Annotated in this window: 19 protein-coding genes; 4 read left to right on the forward strand and 15 right to left on the reverse strand. The window is 38.6% G+C overall.

Going from position 1 to position 23970, the window contains the following annotated elements; genetic code table 11:
* Nucleotides 1-304 precede the first annotated feature (304 nt).
* The 12 genes from BK575_RS17070 to BK575_RS17130 form a co-directional block, all read right to left on the reverse strand.
* Nucleotides 305-1858, reverse strand: coding sequence for a response regulator (locus BK575_RS17070; protein WP_235867404.1), 1554 nt, complete (start codon nucleotides 1856-1858; stop codon nucleotides 305-307).
* The gene (locus tag BK575_RS17075; protein ID WP_235867405.1) at nucleotides 1845-3650 is read right to left on the reverse strand and encodes a sensor histidine kinase; all 1806 of its coding nucleotides are present in this window, start codon (nucleotides 3648-3650) and stop codon (nucleotides 1845-1847) included. Before BK575_RS17075 ends, BK575_RS17070 begins: the two co-directional genes overlap by 14 nt.
* Nucleotides 3651-4025: 375 nt before the next feature.
* Nucleotides 4026-5135, reverse strand: coding sequence for a glycoside hydrolase family 88/105 protein (locus BK575_RS17080; protein ID WP_078411946.1), 1110 nt, complete (start codon nucleotides 5133-5135; stop codon nucleotides 4026-4028).
* A gap of 214 nt (nucleotides 5136-5349) precedes the next feature.
* Nucleotides 5350-6696 carry an ABC transporter substrate-binding protein gene (locus BK575_RS17085; RefSeq protein ID WP_235867406.1) on the reverse strand — a complete coding sequence of 449 codons (1347 nt, stop codon included), beginning with the start codon at nucleotides 6694-6696 and terminating at the stop codon, nucleotides 5350-5352.
* Between the two features lie 44 nt (nucleotides 6697-6740).
* Nucleotides 6741-7577 (reverse strand): carbohydrate ABC transporter permease, encoded by an 837-nt coding sequence (locus BK575_RS17090; protein ID WP_078411948.1) that lies wholly within the window; start codon nucleotides 7575-7577, stop codon nucleotides 6741-6743.
* An 8-nt stretch (nucleotides 7578-7585) separates the two neighbouring features.
* On the reverse strand, nucleotides 7586-8527 hold the full coding sequence (locus BK575_RS17095; RefSeq protein WP_078411950.1) for a carbohydrate ABC transporter permease: 942 nt from the start codon (nucleotides 8525-8527) through the stop codon (nucleotides 7586-7588).
* A gap of 191 nt (nucleotides 8528-8718) precedes the next feature.
* Nucleotides 8719-10026 carry a Gfo/Idh/MocA family protein gene (locus BK575_RS17100; RefSeq protein ID WP_078411952.1) on the reverse strand — a complete coding sequence of 436 codons (1308 nt, stop codon included), beginning with the start codon at nucleotides 10024-10026 and terminating at the stop codon, nucleotides 8719-8721.
* 489 nt (nucleotides 10027-10515) lie between these two features.
* Complete coding sequence (locus BK575_RS17110; RefSeq protein ID WP_078411956.1) at nucleotides 10516-11850, reverse strand: ABC transporter substrate-binding protein; 1335 nt, start codon at nucleotides 11848-11850, stop codon at nucleotides 10516-10518.
* A 1085-nt stretch (nucleotides 11851-12935) separates the two neighbouring features.
* Nucleotides 12936-13691 (reverse strand): STAS domain-containing protein, encoded by a 756-nt coding sequence (locus tag BK575_RS17115; protein WP_139368064.1) that lies wholly within the window; start codon nucleotides 13689-13691, stop codon nucleotides 12936-12938.
* Nucleotides 13660-14328: a cobalamin B12-binding domain-containing protein gene (locus BK575_RS17120; protein ID WP_078411960.1), complete on the reverse strand. Its 669-nt coding sequence runs from the start codon at nucleotides 14326-14328 to the stop codon at nucleotides 13660-13662. Before BK575_RS17120 ends, BK575_RS17115 begins: the two co-directional genes overlap by 32 nt.
* 14 nt (nucleotides 14329-14342) lie before the next feature.
* Complete coding sequence (locus BK575_RS17125; protein WP_078411962.1) at nucleotides 14343-14723, reverse strand: hypothetical protein; 381 nt, start codon at nucleotides 14721-14723, stop codon at nucleotides 14343-14345.
* Complete coding sequence (locus tag BK575_RS17130) at nucleotides 14720-15025, reverse strand: antibiotic biosynthesis monooxygenase family protein (RefSeq protein WP_078411964.1); 306 nt, start codon at nucleotides 15023-15025, stop codon at nucleotides 14720-14722. Before BK575_RS17130 ends, BK575_RS17125 begins: the two co-directional genes overlap by 4 nt.
* Nucleotides 15026-15345: 320 nt before the next feature.
* Here BK575_RS17130 and BK575_RS17135 point away from each other — a divergent pair, with 320 nt between their 5' ends.
* The 3 genes from BK575_RS17135 (at nucleotide 15346) to ftsX (ending at nucleotide 18284) form a co-directional block, all read left to right on the forward strand.
* Nucleotides 15346-16554 carry a glucosaminidase domain-containing protein gene (locus tag BK575_RS17135; protein ID WP_078411966.1) on the forward strand — a complete coding sequence of 403 codons (1209 nt, stop codon included), beginning with the start codon at nucleotides 15346-15348 and terminating at the stop codon, nucleotides 16552-16554.
* A gap of 159 nt (nucleotides 16555-16713) precedes the next feature.
* Nucleotides 16714-17394 (forward strand): cell division ATP-binding protein FtsE, encoded by a 681-nt coding sequence (ftsE, locus tag BK575_RS17140; RefSeq protein ID WP_078411968.1) that lies wholly within the window; start codon nucleotides 16714-16716, stop codon nucleotides 17392-17394.
* Nucleotides 17391-18284 (forward strand): permease-like cell division protein FtsX, encoded by an 894-nt coding sequence (gene ftsX / locus BK575_RS17145; protein ID WP_078411970.1) that lies wholly within the window; start codon nucleotides 17391-17393, stop codon nucleotides 18282-18284. Before ftsE ends, ftsX begins: the two co-directional genes overlap by 4 nt.
* A gap of 543 nt (nucleotides 18285-18827) precedes the next feature.
* Here the strand turns inward: ftsX and BK575_RS17150 are convergent.
* The gene (locus BK575_RS17150) at nucleotides 18828-20285 is read right to left on the reverse strand and encodes a protein adenylyltransferase SelO (protein ID WP_078414838.1); all 1458 of its coding nucleotides are present in this window, start codon (nucleotides 20283-20285) and stop codon (nucleotides 18828-18830) included.
* Between the two features lie 883 nt (nucleotides 20286-21168).
* On the opposite strand from BK575_RS17150, the gene BK575_RS17155 reads away from it, so the two are divergent.
* On the forward strand, nucleotides 21169-21351 hold the full coding sequence (locus BK575_RS17155; protein WP_078411972.1) for a YolD-like family protein: 183 nt from the start codon (nucleotides 21169-21171) through the stop codon (nucleotides 21349-21351).
* A gap of 158 nt (nucleotides 21352-21509) precedes the next feature.
* Here the strand turns inward: BK575_RS17155 and BK575_RS17160 are convergent, their stop codons facing one another.
* Both BK575_RS17160 and BK575_RS17165 read right to left on the reverse strand, forming a co-directional pair.
* Nucleotides 21510-22742, reverse strand: a complete 1233-nt coding sequence (locus BK575_RS17160) for a Bcr/CflA family efflux MFS transporter (RefSeq protein ID WP_078411974.1) — start codon at nucleotides 22740-22742, stop codon at nucleotides 21510-21512.
* A gap of 272 nt (nucleotides 22743-23014) precedes the next feature.
* Complete coding sequence (locus tag BK575_RS17165) at nucleotides 23015-23899, reverse strand: LysR family transcriptional regulator (protein ID WP_078411976.1); 885 nt, start codon at nucleotides 23897-23899, stop codon at nucleotides 23015-23017.
* Nucleotides 23900-23970 lie beyond the last annotated feature (71 nt).

Raw genomic sequence — 23970 nt, forward strand, 5'->3', positions numbered from 1 at the left:
TTAATGCGATATAAGAACTTATACGTTGAGTATATAAACTCATGAAAGGGATTACAATTTGATTTGGCAAACATCTTAAAATCTCAAACCATTATCTTAAGATTTTGTACATTATATAAGTCCACATAAAGAATGGAACACGGGTAAAGAACGCCCGTGTTCCCTTTTTTATGTATAAGCCGCTTATACGAAGACCTTTGTGGGATTATTCGAAAAAGATCGGACGAAAAAAAGGGTCAGATCCTCCTAACTCATTGGTTTGGCGGGAGGTTCAGACCCTTTCACATCGTTCTAAAGCTTGATTTTATTTAAACTGCTTTTTATACTCGGCAGGAGTATAGCCGGTAAATTTTTTAAAACAAATACTAAAATATTGAGGGTTGTTATAGCCGACTTTTTCACAAACTTCATACGTTTTCCGATCACCTTCACGCAATTCTTCCATGGCCTTTTTCATCCTTAACTCCAACAAGAAATCTCCAAAATTAAATCCTTTTTCGAGTTTAAATAAATTGCTTAAATACGGAGTACTAACATGGATAAATTCAGCCACCTTTTTGAGTGTTAAGGTGCTGTCGTGAAAGTGATCTTTAATATACATAATCGCTTGATCAACATGGCTGAAATGATTCTTATCTTCTTTTTTATACATTTCATCACACCATTGTTGAATAAGGCGATTCAGAATCTCTATCATTTTTGAAAGGGTTTCCATTTTTATGATATCTTGATAAACATCCGATGAATTAAAACTATTAATTTCTTCCTTTTTCCATTTTTCAACTTCGAAAAAGAGCATCGTACTAAACTTTAGGGCGAGGATTTTTAAATCAGTCAAAGGCACGGACTTCTTTTCAAGAATGGCTTTATTTAATTGATTAAGCGTTTCCCTCACCTTTTCAGGTATTCCTAACTTAATTTGAATTTCTAATTCAGACTCTAACTCTTTTAATCGATCTTCTGTTTCTTCCTTACTTGAAACAGTATCTTCAAAAGAAAATATCCTGCCTGTCCCCATAATATGTCTGAGATCCATCGCTAAACGTGATTCAAGCAATGATTTGCCTAATTCAAATAAATTTGGATATGTTCGCCCAAGCGTAATCGTTACAGAATGTTCGAGGACATTATAAGAATGAAATAATTCTTGCGCCATCTGCCCCTTCCTTACATCATTTTCACCTTCCAGAGATAAAAGGATGGCGTATTCATTAGGATCAATATTCATGACAATAAAGTCACTCTGTAAAAAAAAGGAAGAAGCAACCTCTGTCAGCTTTCGTTTACATTCATCCTGAAAGCCAATAGGAGAATGAACAAGTACCGCGGCAAATTCAGGTCCTTCTAACTCAACCCCAAGCTCTGCTAATTCCTTCTCCACATCCATCCGCTGCACTCCTTCCTTCATCAACTCTTGAAAGAATTTTTGCTGAAGGTAAGGCAAGGATTCGATGATTCTTTTTTCTTTTTTTGTTTCCTGTTCCCAATCTGCCGCTGCTTCTTTTGCTTTACTTAGCAATTGATCTGAGTCCACCGGCTTTAATAAATAATCATATGCTTTGAGTTTTACTGCTTGATGAGCGTATTTAAAATCTTCGAAGCCTGTCAGAAAAATAATTCTCGTTTCCGGACTAATTTCTCTTATTTTTTTTCCCATTTCTAAGCCATCCATAAATGGCATATTAATATCCGAGATGACGACTTGTGGCTGCTCCTTTTCGATTAACCCGAGTGCCATCTCCCCATCGCCTGCTTCCCCTGCAACGATAAATCCATGCTCATTCCACTTGATGGACTGACAAATCCCACGACGAATAATACGATCATCTTCAACAACAATCACTTTATACATTTTCATTGATCTCCCCTTTTGTTTTGGGAATAAGAATGCTCACCACTGTGCCATGACCAGGTTCACTTGATATATGTAAACCATATTCTTGTCCAAAGTGAATTTTAATTCGTTCATTTACACTTTTTAGCCCAATTCCAATAAAGCTCTTTTTCTCTTGAAAGGAAGCTTCCATTTCTCTTGAAATTTCTAGTAATTTTTCTTTTTCAATTCCGTTCCCATTATCGGCTACCTCCAGATGTATCACTTCTCCCGTCTGATAGCCTTTTATTATAATCTTCCCTTGCCCTCGTTTCTGCTTTACTCCATGGTAAATGGCGTTTTCGATCAGAGGCTGCAATGAAAGTTTAATAATGTTATAGGGCAAAATGTCATTTTCAACGTTAATTTCGTAGGCGAAGTCGTCCCCATAACGCATTTCCTGGATAAATAAATAATGCTCAATATGCTCGATCTCTTCCTTAATGGAAATTATTTCTTTCCCTTTACTAATTCCGATACGAAAAAAGCTTGAGAGAGCGCTTACCATTTGGCTCGCATCCTTATTCAGTCCCATATCACATAACCCTTTAATCGAATAAAGCGTATTATAAAGAAAATGAGGATTGATTTGCGCATGCATAACAGCAAATTCTAATTGCCGTTTCTCCTCCTGCTCTAACCGAATCTGGTCCATCAATGTTTGAATTCGATAAAATAACTCTTTAAACCCATTATGAAGGATTTTCATTTCTTCTGGACCAGACGTTTCATCATAAAATTCAAGGCTCTTTTTATTCATTGTGCGCATTTGTTCAGCCATTTTTTCAAATGGTTTTGAAATATACTTTCCAACGAAGGAGGTTAGAAAGATGGCACTAATAATCATCATTAAGATGAAAAAAACAGTAGAATGTTTAATATAATTTACTTTGTTCAAAATTTCATTTTCAGGAACGACTGCTGCCAGTTTCCAGTCATTTGCCTGGATTGTATCATAAATGACGATCATATCTTCTCCAGCAGCGCTTTCATAAGTGAATTGCCCGCTCTCTTTTTTCGTATTTTGAAGGGAATAAAGCGTTTTGTTATCCAGCCTATATTCCGTTTTAACGTCCTTAGATTCATATTTCCCGTTTGGACTAATAAGCGTCAGATATCCATTTTCCCCGATTAACGATTTGTTCAACACTTGTTCAAAATAATCATCTCGCAGATTAAATAGGATAATCCCTTTATCAGAAGTGGAGCCTCTCTCAATTAATCTAAATACTGACATCACTTGATCATTTGTATTAAAGATTTGATCTTGATGGATATTTCTCCAATAAAAACCCTCTTTACTTCCCTTATATCGGTTAAAATAATCATTATACGGTACCGATGGGTTCGAAGTATAATCACTATGATAAAGCAAAAATTCTCCTTGATTGAGGTCAATTAGGACGGATTCCAGTATGACGTTATATCGGGAATATACCAGCTGCAAACTCTTATCAATCTCCACATAATACTCTGGTTTAATTTCTGATTCCTTGGTTCCGATTAAGTTTAAAATCCTTGGGTCGCTCGAAACAGAAACGAGTTGCTGAAAAACGTCTGAAAGCATATAGTCTAAATAATTTTTTGTTTGGAAAATCGTATCATTGACATTTTTATATGCATTTTCTTCAATTTGTGCGGTTGCAAGCATAGAAGACACCCATCCAGAAATGGATATAAAAATAATAATGATAGGTAAATAGAGAGTGTTAATCGTTGATTTAATCGAGTACAAGAAATATTTCCGAATTAAGTTCTTTATTTTCTTTACCATCATGTACGCTCTCCTAATAGAAACAAGATAGAAGATTGCCTCCCCTATTTAAACAATAACCGATATGATGTAAGCGGTAAATAAAATTTTCTATCCGATTCCGAATATATTGAATTTTCATTACATTGTGTAACTATATAGATTGATGTAGAAAATTCGACATGACCAAAAAACGGCCATACCCAATTTTCTAGACTCAAGCGGCTGACACCCCCTTTTAGGGCTGGTGCCATCCCCATAGATGAACCTTTGAAGGTAATTCAAGTTGTCTGGATGACCCATTGTGAGGCCTCTCAATTGAATGAAGAAGTGTCGGGTTACTAAGTGAAGTGTATATAAATATAGAAGCTTCCAATAAAATGGAAGCTTCTATTCTAGTTATTCCTTTATCAGGTCGTAATACGCCATACTTCCCAAAATAAACGCCCCTATACCATGTAAATCATTTTCAGATGTTGGGCGGTCCACATAGTAGTCATACACACCAGCCGAAGTTCCAATACAAATTCCGCTTAAAGTAAGTGTAGATTCCTTTTCTTCCACCATATGCTCTAACAATCCTTTATAAGCTTTATCTGCTGCCGCACGATAGGAGTCATCTACATAGCCATGCTGAATTCCTTTCGCGATGAAATAAAGGAATAATGCAGAACAAGAGGATTCTAACCAGTTGTCTTCAAGGCCGCCTTTATCAACAATCTGATGCCATAAACCCGTTTTGTCATCTTGGAAGTGAACAATCGCTGGAATGAAGCTTTGAAGCGATTGAATTAACTGCTCTTGTCCTCGCTTTCGATCTCCTAAAAGCTCTAATAAATCAATCAATGCTGTGCCATACCAGCCGACAGAGCGTCCCCAAAATTCCGGTGAACATCCTGTTTCAGCATTCGCCCATGGCTGGACCTTCTTTTCATCCCATGCATGGTAAAGCAGACCTGTTTTCTCGTCTGTCATATGTTTTCTCATTAATTTTTCTTGCAGAAGGACCGTTTGAATTAATTCTTCTTCATGGAAATGCTGGCTATAAAGAATCATGAATGGTCCGCCCATAAAGAGACCATCTAACCACATTTGATATGGGTATTTTTCTTTATGCCAGAAGCCATTTTCTGATGTTCTATTGAGCGTATCTAAAGCACTCCTTAATCGCTTAGCCGCAATCATATACCTTGGGTCTTTTGTTTCTTCATATAATGGAAACAGCAGAATTCCTGCCATTGTTGAGTCAAGCTCATCTCTCGCGAAGCGCACATTTCCATGCTCATCAATTAAATGATCGAAATAGGCTTTAATATAATCAAAATATTCTTTTTTACCTGTTGCTTGATAGACTCTGTACATTCCATACAGAAATACACCTTGATGGTAGTGAAAATCATGGACAGGCGGCAGTTCTTCGGCACGAAATGTTTGCATTAAAGCTTGACATGCCTTTTCTGCCATCAATAATGGAGTTTCAGTTGCGATTTTTTCTGTTGTCTTTCCCATTGTTCATTCCCCTTTTCTTGAAAGAGATTTTACTTATATTGACATGATTGGGCTGAATCTTTGCTTGCCCGTTTGTTTTCTCCCATATGAACTCGCAGTCCCCCAAAAGCAGGTGAATGTAACTGCCAAAATATACCGAGATTTTGTAGATGAAGCTTTTCCATAGTTCATTCAGTGGAGACAATCCTCCACTGAATGAAGTTTACGTTCGTTCTTATTTCTTAAACGTCTTATCATATTTTGCTTTTGAATCTGCAATTGCCTTTGCCCATTCATCTAAAAATTCTTTGGCGGTCTTTTGGCCGCTCATCACTTGTTGGATGCCAGGGTCTACTAAATTATCAAGAATCGAACGATAATCTGGCAAGTAGAATGGCGGTTCGTAAAGCTTTGTTTCAGGGTTTTCGTACACTTCAAACGCTACCTTGATATGCTGTGAATTTTGTACCCACTCATCATCCAATACATCGGAGTTGGTTGGGATTTGACCAGTAGCTTCATTCCATAAGCTCTGTGCTTCTTCAGAGTTAACAAACTCGGCAAATTTCCAAGCAGCATCAGGATGTTCAGAACCCTTGAAGAGTGCCACATTGACAGCGTTTCCACCTTCGGCGACATATTGACCATCCGCTGTCTTAGGCAGCGGAAGCGTCTTAAATGTACCTTCTTCTAATGACTTCTTGTGTTCACCGTAAGAACCAACATTGTGGTGTACCATGGCAACAACACCCGTATCGAAGCCTGCAATCATTTCCTTATAACCATTTGTGATATCACTCTTTGGAGTGAATTTTTCGTAGTAGGATAGATATTTCTCAACGAATTCTACATGTTTAGGGTCATTGATATTTACTTTGCCATCTTTCCCAAAGTAATCTAAACCGCTATAAGCAAACATTAAACGCTGCAACTGGAAAGATCCGCCTGCACCGCCGCGGATGGTATATCCATAGCGGCCGTTATCCTTATCCGTCATTTTTTCGATCGCTGTAAAGAATTCATCAAATGTTTCTGGTTCTTTTACCCCTGCTTCCTCAAACCAATTTGTACGAATCCAGATTGTATCTAAGTTTTGAGCATATGGAAGCCCATACAGTTTGTCATCTTGTGTCATTTTCTTATTAAACTCGATCGCGTTTGCATTCATTTTATCCTTTAATTCAGAACCTTCATAATACTCATCAAGAGGAAGTAACGCTTCACGCATAGAGAATTCTGGCAGCCATGTTGTTTGAACAGATCCGACGTCCGGAGTATCATTTGCCGCAATGGCCGCATCATATTTAGATTTAGCCGACTTATTCGGAATCCCTACATACTCCACGTCAATACTTGGATTTTCTTCTTCGAACTGTTTAATCACTTCTTCCCATAGCGGTGTGCGTTCTGGTCCTGCATTCTCATCCCAGAACGTAATCTTCACAGGCTCATCTGACTTGCTTCCTGAATCTTTTGGTGTCGAAGATGTTTCATCCCCGCCGCTGCAACCAGCAAGCAGAAACCCTGAAGCCATTGAAAGTGCTAAAACGGAATGTGTGCATTTTCTCTTTTTCATAAACATGATGTTACCCCCTTAATCTTTTTCATCATTCATTTATTACAAAATTAGCCTTTGACAGCTCCACCCATTCCATTGACAAGGTGCTTCTGTGCGTAGGCAAATAATATAACTGCAGGAATTAAAGCAATCACACTTCCAGCTGCCAATGCTCCATAGTTGACGTTAAATTCTCCCATCATTGAACTTAATCCGACAGGAAGGGTGAACTTGGATTGTTGATTGGTCAGCATCAAGGCCAGTAAAAATTCATTCCAAGTATAAATGAACGTAAATACTCCTGTTGCTACAATCCCTGGCAGCAGTAATGGAAAGACGACATAGCGCAAGGACTGCAATTTTGAACACCCATCAATCATGGCCGCTTCTTCCAATTCCTTTGGAACATTTGAGATGAATCCTGCCATAAGAATCGTTGTAAACGGAATCTCAACTGCTGTATACGTAATGATCAGCGAAAGCGGATGACTAATTAATCCTAAATTTTTAAAAATGATAAATAATGGAATGATCATCATCGCTCGCGGGATGAACTGAGTACATAACAGCATCAGCATGAAACCCTTTTTCCCTGCGAATTTGTATCTGGACAGAGCGTAACCAGATAAAGTAGAGCAAATAAGAACAATGATAATCGTACAAATTCCGACGATTAGGCTATTTTTAAAGAATGTGGCAAATCCGATATTGTTCCAGGCATATACAAAGTTTTCAACTGTTGGATTGGCTGGCATGTATTGCAGCGGCCGCTTGATAATATCTCCTTCCGGTTTCAATGCTGTATTGATTGTCCAATAGATTGGAAACAAGGTAAAACTAAGCATTAACGCGAGAGGCAGATATAGAGTTAAGATTTTGTCTAATTTTTTATTTTTGGAAAACATCCTTCAAGTCACTCCTTTTCATAACGTGATAGCTTCAAATAAAGGATGGCAAAGACTAATAGAATACCAAATGAAACAACCGTTAATGCTGAACCATAACCGAAATTGCTTCCATGTACAGCTAAATCAGCAATATACATCGTTAGTGTGGTCGTTGAATGGGCAGGACCGCCGCCTGTTAAGTTGAATAGAAGATCGACGTTATTAAATTCCCAAACGACCCGTAATAATGTGGTTAACACAATCGTATTTTTTAGTTGCGGCAGAGTGACGTAAATAAATGATTTCCATCTGCTTGCACCATCCACTCGCGCTGCTTCATATAATTCGTTCGGAATACTTTGTAAGGAAGCTAATAGAGTAATCGCAAAGAAAGGAATTCCCCTCCATAATTCAGCGATCACCACGGCTCCAAAAGCAGTAGATGTACTTGCTAGAAATGCCATCGGTTCGTTAATGATTCCCCATTTCATAAGCATGTCATTAAGAACACCCATATGTTCGTTGAACATCATTGACCACATAACGGAAGCAAGTACCCCCGAGATTGCCCAAGGAATAAAGGCAACTGCTCGTGCCAGCCCTCTAAATTTGAAAGTTTGATTCAGCAATAAAGCCAAAATCATCCCAAACGTTAATTGAAGACCGACTTCTGATACAACCCATTTCAAACTATTGATTAAACTTGGGACAAACATTTGGTCTTGTGTAAAGATTTGTACAAAGTTATCAAGACCTGCAAAGCTATTGTAGTATGGTGCAGATATGTCATAGTTTTGAAGGCTATAGTAGAATACAGTCGCAATCGGGTAAAACAGAAAACTTAAAATAATGAGAAATGATGGCAAAATAAAAAGATAAGGTACCCATTTATCTTTCTTTATTTTCTTTTTATGAACCACCTTTTTACTGTTTACAGCTGTTTCAGGAAATCCTTGTGAATAACTCATTTAGTTTCCTCCTTTCTGATTCCAATTGTAAATGAAAACGGTTTCTTTAATAATTAAAGATTTTAAGATGATTGATTAAAATTTTAAGATATTTTAGGAAATTTATTTTTACCCCATTTTTTACAGCAAAAAAAACATACGAGTCGTCCTTGAATAAGGAATTTCGTATGTTTTATTAAAATTCTTCCCTTTTAATTAGTAGAATTGTTCATGACTTTCTCTGGATGATATAAAAGCTCTTTTATATTCATTGGCTTTCCTTCTCGCACAGATCGCCATACACCTTCCCCAACAGCAATGGAATAAGCACCCGCTTCTGAGCCGGCTAAAATTGGATAGTTCCGTGCCGAATCAGGACCAAGGAAAAGATCTTCTAGTAAGATAGGATCTCCGCCTCCGTGGCCTCCAGGATTTTGCACGAGTTCAATCGTTTCTTTCGCGCCAAAAAGCGGAAAATAATCGATTGTTTGTGCCGGATAGTTAAAGTGAATTCTTGATGGCTCGTGAAATTCAGTTGTCTCAATCCTTCCTTTTGTTCCATTGATAGCGAGACGGTATCCCTCGTATGGAGCGGAGAAATTAATTGAATAGCTTAGTAAACTCCCCCCATCATATTTCACCGCAGCCACATACGTATCTTCAATGCTAATCTCTTCATCGTAAATACATGCATCAGGTCTGTAATTCGTATAAGGAATGTCCTCATAAACCCCTGCCAAAAGATGGTCATCCCTCACACGATTGGAACCGCTGCATGGATTCCAACGCCTATAATAGGCACAGTTCCTTTGAACATCACATGTTCCGCAAAAGCGACTCGGTTCCTTTTGAGGATTTAATTCTCCGTCCGGACCGAAATAATGTAAGTTTCCATAAGCAAATACTTCTTCAGGTTTTTGATCTAACCACCAATTCACAAGATCAAAGTGATGAGTTGATTTATGAATCGACAACCCTCCTGAAATGTTCCGATTTCGGTTCCATCTCCTAAAATAACTAGAGCCATGGAACGTATCAATATACCAATTTAAATCAACGGACGTAATTCTGCCGACTTTTCCTTCAAGAATCATCTCTTTAATCTTCCGATGGAATGGACTGTATCGATAGTTAAACGTGACAATGACGCTTGCCTCACTTTCTGCTTCAGCCTGCATGACTTTACAGGCATCTTGTGCAGTTGTCACCATTGGTTTTTCTGTGATCACATTAACCTGCTTTCGTAACGCTCTTAGAATGTAATCAACATGGGTATCATCCCTCCCCGCAACAATCACATAGTCCGGCTTTGTTTGGTCAATCATTGTTTCAAATTGCTCTGGGGAAAACGTTGGAACTTGTTCTAGGAGTGGATATTTTTCTGTACATACGGTAAAGCGATAAGGGTCGGAATCTAGTAAACCCACAATCTCATTTCCTTTTGAAAAGTCGCTTATAATTGGACCGATAAACATTTGTAATGCCCGGTTACTAACGCCGCAAATGACATACTTTTTCATATCAACATCCTCCTTTTTTTATGTTAACGCTATCCTTAGAGAGAATCCCTAAATCTTGCAAAGGTAAAAATAGTGTAATTCAATGTCTCTCCACTCTCAATCCAACTTTCCATTTACCTTAAAATTTTGCTCATTCATCTTAAAATTTTTAATTATTTCAGAAAGCGCATTCACCTAAAATTTAAATGGAGAGACAAAAAAGAAGGAGGAAATGACGTTGAATTTCTTGTTGAAGCAGGCACTCCCCATGCAATCGGAGCGGGCTGCTTGTTAGTGGAGATTCAGGGGCCTACTGACTATACGACGATCCGCTTAGAAAAACATTCCCTTCTGGAAACGCAGCGGTTCAAACGGGTGAAGATCGTCAAAAAGTAAGAAAAGGCGATCAACTCTTTATTCCAGCACAGGTTTCTAAAAATAATGGAGAAGATACAGTTAAGCTTTAAGATTGTTTGGGCCTTCCTTGCTTAAAATTGGATGTAGAAACGACTAATCACTAAGTGGTTCCTCATATTGCTTTTGAGCCGTTTCTATCGAATTTGCCCACTCATCCAGAAAATCCTCTACGGTCGTTTTCCCGCTTAACACCTCTTGGATACCTGGATCCACTATAGTATTGAGGATTGTTCGATATTCCGGAAGATAGAATGGCGGTTCATAAATAATCGTATTGGGATCATCATAGACTTGTGCAGAAATCTGAATATGCGGAGATTCTTTGACCCATTTTTCATCAAGTACATCTAAATGGGTTGGAATTTGTCCTGCCGTTTGATTCCATAAATTCTGCGCTTCTTTTGAATTGACGAACCGAACAAATTCCCATGCTTCATCAGGATGTTGGGTTCCTTTAAAAACACTGATCCCGATTGTGTTCCCTCCCTCTGCCACATACTGTCCGTTGATGGATTTCGGCAATGGAACAGCCTCAAATTGGTCAAGTGTTAATCCTTCGCTATGCTCAGCAAAGGAACCAATATTGTGCTGGACCATCGCAGCAACCCCCGTATCGAAATTAGCAATCATAGCTTTATAATCGTTCGTGATATCACTTTTAGGGGTATACTTTTGATACATTTCAAAATATCTTTTTAGGAATTCAACATGTTTTGGATCATTAATAGTGCTTTTCCCATCTTCAATGTAATTCTCAATTCCTGAATAAGCATACATCATTCTTTGTAATTGGAACGATCCTCCGCCACCTCCCCGGATTGTATAGCCATATCGCCCTTTTGATTGATCTGTTAGAATCTCTACAGCAGCGAAGAATTCCTTCCATGTTTCAGGAGTTTTTACATTGGCTTCTTTAAACCAATCGGAACGAATCCAAAGGATATCGAGGTTTTGCGTATACGGAATGCCATATAACTTTTTATCATGTACAATTCTCTTATTAAACTCAATCACTTCTTTGTTTATTTCGTCCTTTTCATTCCAATTCTCAAAATAAGAATCCAGAGGCAACAGTGCATCTCGATGTGAAAATTCAGGAAGCCAACTGGTATAGACACTGGCTACATCAGGCGTATCTTCAGCGGCAATCGCAGCGTCAAACTTTGACTTTGCATAATCTTTAGGCAAACCAACATACTCCACATCAATAGCTGGATTTTCCGATTCAAATCTATTAATCAATTCTTCCCAGATGGGTGTACGCTGTGGTCCCGCATTATCATCCCAAAAGGTAATCTTTACCCTCTCTTCTGCCTTTTTAGTACGATCATTAGGTTGAGAATCCTCGCCTTTACATCCTGTTAAAAGCAAACCAGTGATCATCGTTAATACTAGAACAGGAGTTGATAATTTCCGCCATTTAAACATGGCATTTCCTCCTTCATGTAGTGTTATTTCTGCTTTACGGAATACGCTTGTCCCCTGTTTCAAACGACTCAACGAAAAGCCTTCCCTCATATCTTTGGTATTTACTTGAATTTTACTCCTGCAGTCTATAAAACACAACTTTATAGAAACATAGAGCCATCCGCATAGATGAACCTTTGAGCGCAAATTCAAGTTGTCCGAGTCACCGATTATGATGCCTCTCGATTGAATGAAGATGTGTCGAGTTATTAAGTGGAATACATATGTTGATTTAATTTTGACTCGTTCGACAAACAAAAAAAGCAGATCAGCTAACTAAGCCGCTCTGCCCTTTTGGGATTTGATTAATCAGGATGAAACCCGATAAGTTAATGATGATTACTGTAAGGAGTTAATGTGTGGAAAGACATGAGGAAAGTTGATTATAATTGTCTATGGAAGAAAGGAAAAGACTCCTCCAATCATCATCAAAATCATGAATAATGTGCCTAGAGAAAGAATGATAAATAAAAGTCCTACAATAAGATTTTCGGTCATGCTTTTCTCCCCCTCTATATTCCTGATCTGCATATCTTCTCAAAAAATTTATCTATTCCGCTGGCTTACATGAGAACCAAAGGACTCGATAGCAATTGTATGTATGCACTAAAAAGAAAGAACGGTGTGAAACGACAGTAAGCGACCTCGTTCATCCTCTGAGGAAGTACAAGGTCGCTTACACTATTTCTTCATTCATGATGTTGATAAATCCTTTCACTGACTTTTATATAATTAGGAGGATCTCCCCATGGCAAGAGAGTTTTTTATAATGGCTGTTTCGTGTACCAGGCATATAAATCATCTGCCTTCGCCTTACTTACTTCACTGGAATCACGCCTCTCTCATTTGATGTTATGTTGGATTTTACGTGTACATCTCCCCTTTCATGATATAGTTGGTGTGATTTTTTATGGTGTATGTATGGTGTATATTTATCATACAAGAAATAAGCCTATTTGTAAATACTAAATATTATAAATTTTCTGATAAATTTATATTTCTTATCAACAAAAATACAGACTCACTTATTAACGTCGTGAGTCTGCTTAATCTGTAACTTCTATTTTTTGGAGAAACGCTTTTAACGACGTTTCGTAGTAAACAGGCCAATCTACTTGCAGTGTATGAAGCTGCCGGGCATGCTTTGGTTTGATCCCCATGATTTTCACAGGATTTCCGTTCATGAATTGAATCATTTGAAAGAGTTGGTTTAATTTACATACACCGTCCGGATCAATCTCACCCGTTGCTGAAAAATCAAATAGGATTTCTTCAAACTCACCTTCATAGGCTGCTTTTAAGGCATTGCCAGTAATGGTTTTCATTTTCCCTTCCGAAATATCGCCGAATAACGGTACGAAAGCGATTTTTTCACTGATCGGGATAAATGGTCCGGAGAGTTCATCTAATCGTTTCATTGTCCGTTCTAATGCTTCTTTTTTCTCGAAAAGTTCAAAATCCGTTGATGCCAGCCTTTTCTTTAAATCATGGATCTTCTCTTCAAGTCCTTTTATTTGATGGCCCTTAGGAATGAAGATCATATTGGCAAAATGTTTTTCCCATGAAATGTACACATCACAAAGGAGGAAAGGATGCTCGATACTTTTTATATTTGCTTCAAAGCTCTTATCCCCTTCAAACGGCATCATATAATTTGTAAGCTTTTTATGACTTTCTTCATCAAAACAATCCAAAATTGAAGTAACATCTTTCCTTAACAATTGTTTTGCTTGATGAGATAAATGCTCAATTGTCCCATGAACATTTACTCTAATATAAGGTACTGGCATTTGGACGTTCATAGTCAGACAGCGGTCCTTTCTTTTCAAATCGATTAAACCATTCTTCAACCTTCCTAAGATTGGTTAATATTTCTGCTTTCTGTTCTGTATAGGGGCTTAAATCATAGCGATGAGCCAGCCTGCCGCCTACTAAAATATGAGGTTTATGAGGCAGAGCAGATAATGTTTTAACATAACTATTCAAATTTGGCAGATTATAAACGATGGATACGGATAATCCAATCACTTCAGGTTTCCACTCTAGGGCTGTCTGCCGTGCGTATTCTAAAGGCAAACTGGAACCAAAGTATTTCGTTTCCCAACCCCTTTCCTCAAAAAGGTTATTCACCATTTTGAGTCCTAAATAATGCTGCTCACCTTGCAAGCATAGAAACATCGCTTTTTTCGAAGGAGCCGTTTTCTTTCGTATTTGAAAAAGCCTTGAAAGAACAAAATCACAAATGCCTGTGGCTAAATGTTCATCAGCGACCGAGATTTCATTTTTCTCCCAAAGTTCACCAATCTCGTACATGGCAGGGGTGAACAGGTCTCGATAAAGAACCATCCAATCTTGATTCGGCTGTTGTTTAATCAGTTGGATGGCCCCGTCACAATCTCCATCTAAAAAAAATCGAGCTAATCTTTCAGCAGCCTCCATCTTTCTCCCCCTCGTCACGATGACTTCGTTGCATTTTTCTTGGCCAACACCTCGTTCGCTTTTTCCAAATAGTTTATGTATGATTCGAGCTTTTGAGCGTCTATGATATGAATGTTCTCTCTTAGCACTTCGATTATAAAAGCAAAGTTATCCATCAAAAGTTCCGTACTCATTCCAAACTTTTGCAAGATTCCGTTCAACCATAAAGCATAATCTATAAAAAATTGCCCGTTCCTTAATTCGTAAGCTGTTTCTAAATGCTTGAAATGGTGATGGTTATCCTCTATACATTTAGCCCTTCCTTTATCTCCATAACGATTGACTAAAGTAGGGTCTTTTTCATAAATTTTTTCTGTTACTCTTTCCACCATATCATGAATGTTAAGATTTGTCATTTAGCCACCACCTTATATTGTTTAACGGTTGGAATGACTGCGGCCAATTCTTGATCAGGGTATTTCTTCTCCAGTTCATGAATCTTCTTGAATTCCTCGCTCCTTACCCAGCGTAAATAATCTTCTTTCGTTGAGAAAATAAGCTGCACGGTTAATTCCCCAGGCTTCTTGTCATTTTGAAGAAGGAAGAAATCCACGAATCCTTCTGCCTGGTCGACAGAACGTGATCTATTCTTATAAATATTAATGACTTCATCCGCTTTTCCATCTGGAACATTGAAGGTCGAAAAAACAGTGTACATGAAAAATCACCTCTTTTTGTTTTATAAAAAATAAATAATTCCTGCTTCTATTCTATCAAACTCTTCTACAGTCGTCGTAATATATGATGATTTCTAATAAATGTAATTTTAAAAATGGTATAAAACAAAAAAATCGCATTAGCTTTAGTCCTTTATAGGGTGGTAAAATTATGAAGTTAGTTTGCAGCATACGCTTTTACTTTCAATTTTAACTCTGGTATCATCAAAAATGGAAATCTACCACTACACAGACTATCTATTGCATGAACCTCACAAAAATGCAGAACGAAGGATAAAGAAAAACGGAGGATATCACAATAATGAATAAAAAAGTATATTTGTTATCTTCTTGTGTTCTTGCTTTATTAACAGCTCCTATCACAGCCAGTGCGGAGACGATTAAAGAACAAACACAACAAATCGAACAAGATTTATCAGAAGTGACTCAACAGAAATTGCAAGTCCAGGAAGAAATTGAAGCCACTCAAAAAAAGATACAAGAATTAAACCAGCAAATTACGGACTCGAATAAAAATATCCAAAAGAAAGAACAAGAATTAAATAAAATTAACGAGGAAATAGCGGATTTAAACGAAGAGGAAAAAGAAATAACGACTCTACTTAAAAACAGGGAAGCAGAATTTAAAGACAGGGTATCTTCCTATTATCGGACAGAAGGTCAAATGTCTTTTTTAAATGTTGTTTTTTCTATTAATAGTTTTGAAGAATTTATTAATTACTTTGTTTCCTATGACATCATCGTAAATGAAGATAAAAAGTTCATTGAAGAATATATTCAAAATCAGAACAAAGTAGCGGAAATTAAAGAAAAGGTAACATCATTACAAAAATCGACGGTACAAGAAAAAGCAGCCCTTGAATTACTTAAAGCAAATCAAGAAAAAAGTAAAAAAGAAAAAGAAACGTTAACCATAACCCTAAGCGAAAAGAAAACACAATTGGAAAAAGAAGAACAGGGAAAAACATTGGCACTTGAATTATTACAGGAAAATAGTCAAGAGATTCTTAACTTAATTAATAACGACAATGGTAATTATCATGGGAATATTCAAATCATCCATTCCGTTATATCCCCTTTTGTGTCCGATGCCCAAAAACTGCAAAAGGAAAACGGAATTCCTGCGTCTATCATTTTAGGTCAAATCCTGCTGGAAAGTTCTGGTCGTTATAATGGTTTATCAGGCCTTGCTTATGAAGCAAAAAATTTATTTGGAGTGAAAGGAACAGGTACAGCCGGTTCGGTACATATGGATACAACCGAATATGTAGATGGCCAAAAAATCGTCACCAAAGCCCAGTTTGCCAAGTACAACACTTATTATGATAGTATGGCAGCTCATACAAATCTATTATTACGACCAAGATACCAAAAGCATTTAAAAAATGCCAAGACCATTGGCGATTATGCACATGGCATTCATGATGCCGGGTATGCGACTGATCCAAACTATGCAGCCAAATTAATGAAGGTGATCTATCAGTACGATTTATGGAAATTAGATGTATAAGTTTAGGAGTTTTATATCACCCCTATTTATATACATTCTACTTAATAACTCGACACGAATTTATTCTATCGAGAGGTATTTACATTCGGAGGTCCAGCCCACTTGAATTTACCCTCAAATTTTCTAAGTCGATCTATATAAAAGGAGAGTTGAAACAGATTGATTGAATTTAAAGAAGTAGAGAAACTCTATCAAAACGGCGTGCATGCCCTCAAAAAAATGAATCTTCATATATCAGAAGGAGAATTTGTTTTGATCATCGGTGAGAGCGGAGCAGGTAAATCGACGCTAAATAAACTTATAACAAGAGAAGAAAAAGCAACAGGCGGCGAAGTTATTGTGAATGGCTTTAATCTATCGTCATTAAAAGAAAAGGATATCCCCTCTTTAAGAAGATCCATCGGGATGGTTTTTCAAGAATTTCGTTTATTATCGAAAATGACGGTGTTTGAAAATGTTGCGTTTGCCCAAGAAGCGATCGGTATTCCCTTAGATCTTATTTCTGACAATGTATCACAAGCATTGGCAACCGTTGGGCTTGATTCAAAAGCAGATTATTTTCCAAAAGAATTGTCAGGGGGCGAACAACAACGAGTAGCGATTGCCAGAGCGATCGTAAACCGACCTAACATTATTGTAGCAGATGAGCCTACCGGAAATTTAGATTCAAAAACGGCATGGGAAATTATGAGTGTACTTGAAGACATTAATAAACAAGGCACCACGATTATCATGACCACTCATAATCAAGAGTTTATTAAACATACAACAAAACGAATCATTGTAATGGACCATGGAAAAATGCTTCGTGATGATAAAGGGAAGGTGCTTACAAGTTGAAACGGAACACGTATTGGCATCGGCATGTAAGAGAAGGAATAAACAATTTCAAAAGAAATGGCTCGATGACCGTTGCTTCCGTTAGCTCCCTGGCTTTTATGCTCTTCCTCATTGGGCTAACGGTCTTACTAACCTTAAATTTAAACCATTTGACGACGAAAGTAGAGGAAAATGTTGAAATAAACGTCTATTTAAAAAATTCTAATTCCGCCGACTTAAAAGCACTTACAGACACGATACAATCCTTTGAACATGTGTCATCCGTTGAGTTTATTTCAAAAAATGAAGGGCTTCAAAGTTTTATGGAAAGCTTAGGTGATGAAGGTGCAGCTTTTCAAACATTAAAAGAGGATAACCCTTTAAATGATTTATTGGTTATTAAAACAAAACAGCCGCAAGATGTAACAGCTGTTGCGAAACAGGTGGAAAAATTAGACGAAGTGGATAAAGTGGTGTACGCAGAAAGCGTAGTAAATCCCCTGTTTACATCAACGAAACTAGCTCGTATCATCGGGGTTATTTTTATTATTTGCCTTACTTTGATTGCTGTTCACTTAGTGACAAATACAATAAAACTAACGGTTCTAGCCAGAAAAGAAGAAATCCAACTGAGAAAGCTGATAGGAGCCAGCAACCATTTCATCAGGTTCCCTTTTTATATCGAAGGCTCACTCATCGGGCTTTTAGGGGCATCCATCGCCAGCTTACTTGTTGTGATTGGGTATTGTTTTACTTATAGCTATTTCAATAAATATATAGATATTGCTTTTCTTACGCTCATTTCTCCCCTTCCTCTCCTTCCTATTTTTTGTTTGACTCTTCTTATCTTTGGTCATCTAATCGGAATTTGGGGAGCTGTTTCATCGTTAAGGCGAATATTAAAAATCTAATCTTGCTATTCATCCTATATGATTATCTCCATATGAAAAGGCCCACACCAACCTAGTATGGGCCTTTTCTTCTACTTCCTATTCAAAAGTAAATTTCTACCGGCAAATTCGTCGTAACTCATTCTCGACCCTTATGTGGAATATACCTGTTTCTTACAGGCGTGCCTTTCGTCCGCCCAATAAAGTTACTATTCACAGAAATCAATACGAATCTCGAAGTCGCTGTTAAATCTTCCGTTAACCCTTCCAATTTGACCAGTCCCTTCATTTTGTATTGCCTTGCATAGGTTGTTTACCCGGTTGGATTGATACAAAACACGTTTTGTGCAGGAAAAATGTGGTATAAAACAGATTGATACCAATCAAATACTCATGACCTGCGTGGCTGGCTGAATGATCTATAAGCATCATAAAATAGCTTCGCTTCTATTTCTTCATATTTTCTTCGTTTTTCCTTTTCGTTAAAATAACCTAAAGACACAAAAATACTTCGTTCATTCTAAGATTTAGAATGAACGAAGTATTTGAGTCAAAAGCTCTATATCAGGTACCGCAAAAAGTTCGGTAAGGACGGTTTGACAGCGCAGGTAATGTGCAGTAATCATCCTGTTCAGGAACGTGCGCGAACGGACGGGAAAGAACATCAATAAGCCGTTCCATCACACTGTAGTCCCCATTGTTCGCGGCTTCCAGTGCTTCTTCTACCCGATGGTTCCGAGGAATGACCGCAGGATTGCTGTCCCGCATCAACTGACTTGAGGAGGCTTTCGGTTCGTCCTGTCTGCCGAGTCTTGCCTGCCACCGCTCATGCCATTGGGAAAATTCAGGGGTTCCAAACAGTTCCATACCCTCCAACTTATCAAACGTTAAGGCGCGGAAGGTGTTGGTGTAGTCTGCACGATGCTTTTGCATCATACCGAGAAGATCTTCAACAAGAGATTGATCCTCTGCCTCTTCAGTAAACAGCCCCAGTTTTGTTCTCATTCCAGAAAGCCAATGATGCTGATACAATTTCGGAAATTCTGAAATGGCCTCCTGTGCCAGCTCGACAGCCTGATCCTGATCATCATGAAGCAGCGACAATAGAGATTCAGCAAATCGAGCGAGATTCCATCCGCCAATAGGAGGCTGATTGCCATAGGCATAGCGGCCTTCCCTGTCAATGGAACTGAATACCGTTGCCGGGTCATAAACATCCATAAAAGCGCAAGGTCCATAATCAATGGTTTCCCCGCTGATGGTCATGTTGTCGGTGTTCATCACTCCGTGAATAAATCCGACCAGCTGCCATTGCGAAATCAGCCTAGCCTGCCGCTTAACCACTTCCTGAAGCAGCGAAAGATAGCGGTTCTCATCGGCTTCAACGTCTGGAAAATGGCGCTTTAATGTATAGTCGGCCAAGGTCTGAAGATCCTCGGTTGTGCCCCAATTTGCAGCGTATTGAAAGGTGCCAACACGCAGATGGCTGGCAGCCACACGAGTCAGAATGGCACCCGGAAGAGCGGTTTCGCGAATGACGGATTCACCCGTTGTCACCACTGCCAGACTGCGGGTGGTAGGAATACCAAGTCCATGCATCGCTTCGCTGATGATGTATTCGCGCAGCATCGGCCCAAGTGCCGCTCGACCATCGCCTCCGCGGGAGTATGGCGTGCGCCCCGGTCCCTTAAGCTGGATATCAAACCGGTCGCCTGACGGAGTCATCTGTTCGCCAAGCAGCACAGCCCGGCCGTCCCCTAACATATTAAAATACCCGAATTGATGCCCCGCGTAGGCTTGAGCAAGCGGGGAAGCGCCTTCAGGAATCCTGTTGCCGGCAAACACCTCTACGCCGTCTTCGCTTTTCAGCGCCTCGCCGTTCAACCCTAATGATGCTGCCAGCGCATCATTGAAAATAACTAACTTCGGCGATTGTACAGGGTGTGGGTGTTGATCGGTGAAAAATGCTTTTGGCAGACGTGCATAACTATTGTCTAAATTCCATCCTAGTTCTTTTGTCATCGTATCCCCTTTCTTCCTTTGAAGGTTTCCCATAAGAAAGCCTTCTTCATGTCTGCTTCTTCCAGTTTATTATAACCTTTCCAGATAAAGATGACGCATTTTAAATATTTTTGATTATAAACGGAAATCAAATATGGATTATTTAGGGGAAATCTGAACAATTATGAATCTGTATTCCATCAAACTACATTTTCTGTTATATAGGAAAGGCCCACACCAATCTGGTATGGACCCTTCCTATTACTTCTATATTAAAAGTAAATTTCTACGGGGAGATTTGTTGTAACTCGTTTACGATCCTTACGTGGAATATACCGGTTTCTCACAAGCGTTCCCTTCGTTAACCATACAAATCTTTTATTCGGCTGGAACAATACTTCCACCGAATTTGCTGTTAAGACACTCATGCTTATCAGTCCTTCCGTTTTGGTATTGTCCGTTTTTTAATCTTTGAAATAAATGTTGTCTCTGCTAAATCTAGCAGCCTTTCGTTACGTCCAATGATTGGCGACAGTAGTGCCTTTCGTTCGCCAAACAAATTTGCTGTTCACAGGAATCAATACGAATTTCGAAGTCGCTGCTAAATCTTCCAATTTGACCAGTCCCTTCATTTTGTATTGCCTTGCATAGGTTGTTTACCCGGGAATATAAGCATAAAACGCATTTCTTTCAGGAAAAATGTGGAATGAAGATATTTTTTAAAATTTATAGTATCCTCTTTCCATTAAAGAGCTGGTTTACAAAATGAATTTCTCCTCTATTGTTCAAAATTTCACAAAGGTGTCACAAAATACGTGTAAACGCTTACCATTTTGTTGGTATACTTAATTTAAGAAAACCTTTATAGTTTTCAATAAAATTCAAAAGATGAGGAGAGAGTGAAATGATTTTAAAACAGTTAATCAAAACAGGCTTAATCACAATTAATTATTATAAAGATGGGGTGATTCATAAATGCAAGGGGTATGTTCAAAACCTTAACTTGGCAGAGCAAACCCTTTCTTTAAAAGATCAACAAGAGAACATCTTGTCTATTCGGTTATCAACTATTGTGGAAGTTAATTAAATGACGTATGACGAATGTTTTGCATGAAGTTCTAACTAAAACAACAGCCATATTTTAACTCATTTTAGGTCGTTGACTGATGAGAAAAAATATGGCTATTATTTATCTTCAGGTATTTCTCCAGTGCCTGTGGCTTTCCGCAGTGCTTTCTAATAACATCAGCCCCCTGCGTTTACCCTTACACTTTGTTCGATTTGTTCCTCATTTTTCGTTAATTTCAAGAAAACGATAGAACCCATAAAAGAGGTGGTAAATAATATCGCTCCCATTGGCACTGCTGTTTCTTCATTAATGCCGACAAGCGGTGAGACCATGGATCCCAGTAATAACGGCAATAAACCTAACAAGGCACTTGCGCTTCCGGCCCGGTGTCCCTGATGTTTCATTGCCAGCGTAAAACAGCTTGTGATAATCATGCCCATAGAGGCCATGTAAATAAAAATCGGGATGACGAGCGTAGCCAGCGGCCCCTCGATAATGGTCATGATAAGAAGAATGAAGGTTGCACTTACAGCCATCATGACGGCAGTTCGAAGCAATTTCCGTTCGTGAATGATTGCACTAAACCGCCCAATGATAAAGCTCCCCGTAATAATGGCTAAACCATTAATGCCAAATAAAATACTAAAAGCTTGCGGCGATACATGATAGATGCCCTGATAGACGAAAGGAGTTCCTGACACATAGGCAAAACTCCCCCCATGAATAAGCCCGACAGTCAAAGCGTAGCCGATGAACGAACGATCCCGCAGCAAACTGCCCATCGTGCGAACAGAATGTCGAACTGAACTTGGAGTTCGCTTCTCCGGCGGCAATGTTTCCTTTAATCCCAAAGCAATGATCACAACAATGAAAAGTCCGAGCAAACTTAAAAAATAAAAAATGGTATTCCAGTTTGCAAACGGCAAAAGCAAGATCGCTCCGCCGGCCATCGGCGCAATCATTGGAGCCGTTGCATTTATAACCATTAAAAGCGCGAAAAATTTCGTCAGCTCTCTTCCGCTAAACACATCACGCACAACCGCACGAGAAAGAACAATCCCTGCTGAAGCGGTGAAGCCTTGTAAAAACCGGGCTGCTATGAACGTTGTAATATTGGGTGCAAAAGCACAGAGAAGTGATGATAATGCGAATAAGGCAATAGATACTAATAAGGGCTTCCTTCTACCCTGTGCATCACTAATTGGCCCAACAATTAGCTGACCGATTGCAAGTCCTATTAGACATGTTGTTAAGCTGAGCTGTACTAGCGAGGCACGAGCCCCTAAATCATTGGCGATATCGGGAAAGCTCGGTAAATACATATCAATATTAAACGGCCCCAGCATTCCAAGCATGCTGAGAAGAAAAGCCAATGCTAAACGCTCTTTTCCTGTTGGATTATGAAGCATAAATGTCAAACACCTTTCCTGCCTAACTCTACTATATTTTTACATAAAAATGATTAGTTTAGTATACGGCAGAAAAAGCAGTCTGTCCAATGGCAGTAACTGTTCATATAAAAACTTCTAAACTTTTTCAAGTATGCAACTCTTGGTAAATACAAGCTTTTCCCCTCTTCGTTTCTCTCATTGGGTTAATAATGCTTACACTCACACAATAATGATTCAGCTAATTTTTTACTATGTTGAAGACAGGTCTATCATTCTCTTGACAAAAAATCCTATTCCAATCCGCAGAAATGATCTATCACAAATTGTTTAAATTGTTGAGTTGCCGGTGATAAATATCTTCCTTGGATCCAAGCAAGTCCAATTACCCGTTGACATTTCCGTCCACGTATCCGTATTTGTGATAGTTTACTTTGGTCTACCCCCTTCAAATCCGGTAAAATGGAAACCCCTAACCCAGCAGCCACAAGCCCTGCTACGGTATCAGCTTCTTCTCCTTCAAATGTAATCTTAGGTGTGATTCCCGCTTCTTTAAATAATTGTTCGATCGTTAGTCGGAGAGAATACCCTTTTTTTAAGTGAATAAATGATTCATCTGCCATTTCTTCTAACGTGATACTTTCATAGCCAGCGAATTTGTGGTGTTTAGGGACTATAGCAAAGAGCTCTTCACACCAAAGTTGTTGCCATTGAATGGGAGGTTTCATTTCCATAGGAGCAATTAGACAAAGATCCAATTCACCTCGTTGCAACTGTTCAAGAATAGTATGGGAGGGTCCTTGTCCAAGCCGAAAATTGATTTTTGGATAGTCGGTACGAAAAGAAGCAATTAAATCTGGAATAAGATTCGTACTCAGCGTGTGCAGAAAGCCGAGAGATACTTGTCCCTGCTCTGGTTCTAGCAAATCTTGAATTTCTTGTTTACCTTTATTAAATTCTTTCATCATCGCATCTACACTTTTCAAAAAAATGTGGCCATATTGATTCAATCTAATCGAACGTCCTTGACGTTCAAATAATGGAACACCTATTTCATCCTCAAATCGAGCAATCGAACGGCTGAGAGCAGACTGGGTAATGGATAGTGCCTCTGCCGCGCGCGTCACGTGTTGCATGCGTGCCAGAGTTTGGAAATATTCAAATTGTTGCCACTCCATTCATTACACCCCTTTCATTCCATATATTCATTAAAAGCATTATTATAATGAATTATACAACATACACCGTC

It is taken from the genome of Priestia abyssalis (assembly GCF_002019595.1).
Taxonomy (GTDB): domain Bacteria; phylum Bacillota; class Bacilli; order Bacillales; family Bacillaceae_H; genus Bacillus_BA; species Bacillus_BA abyssalis.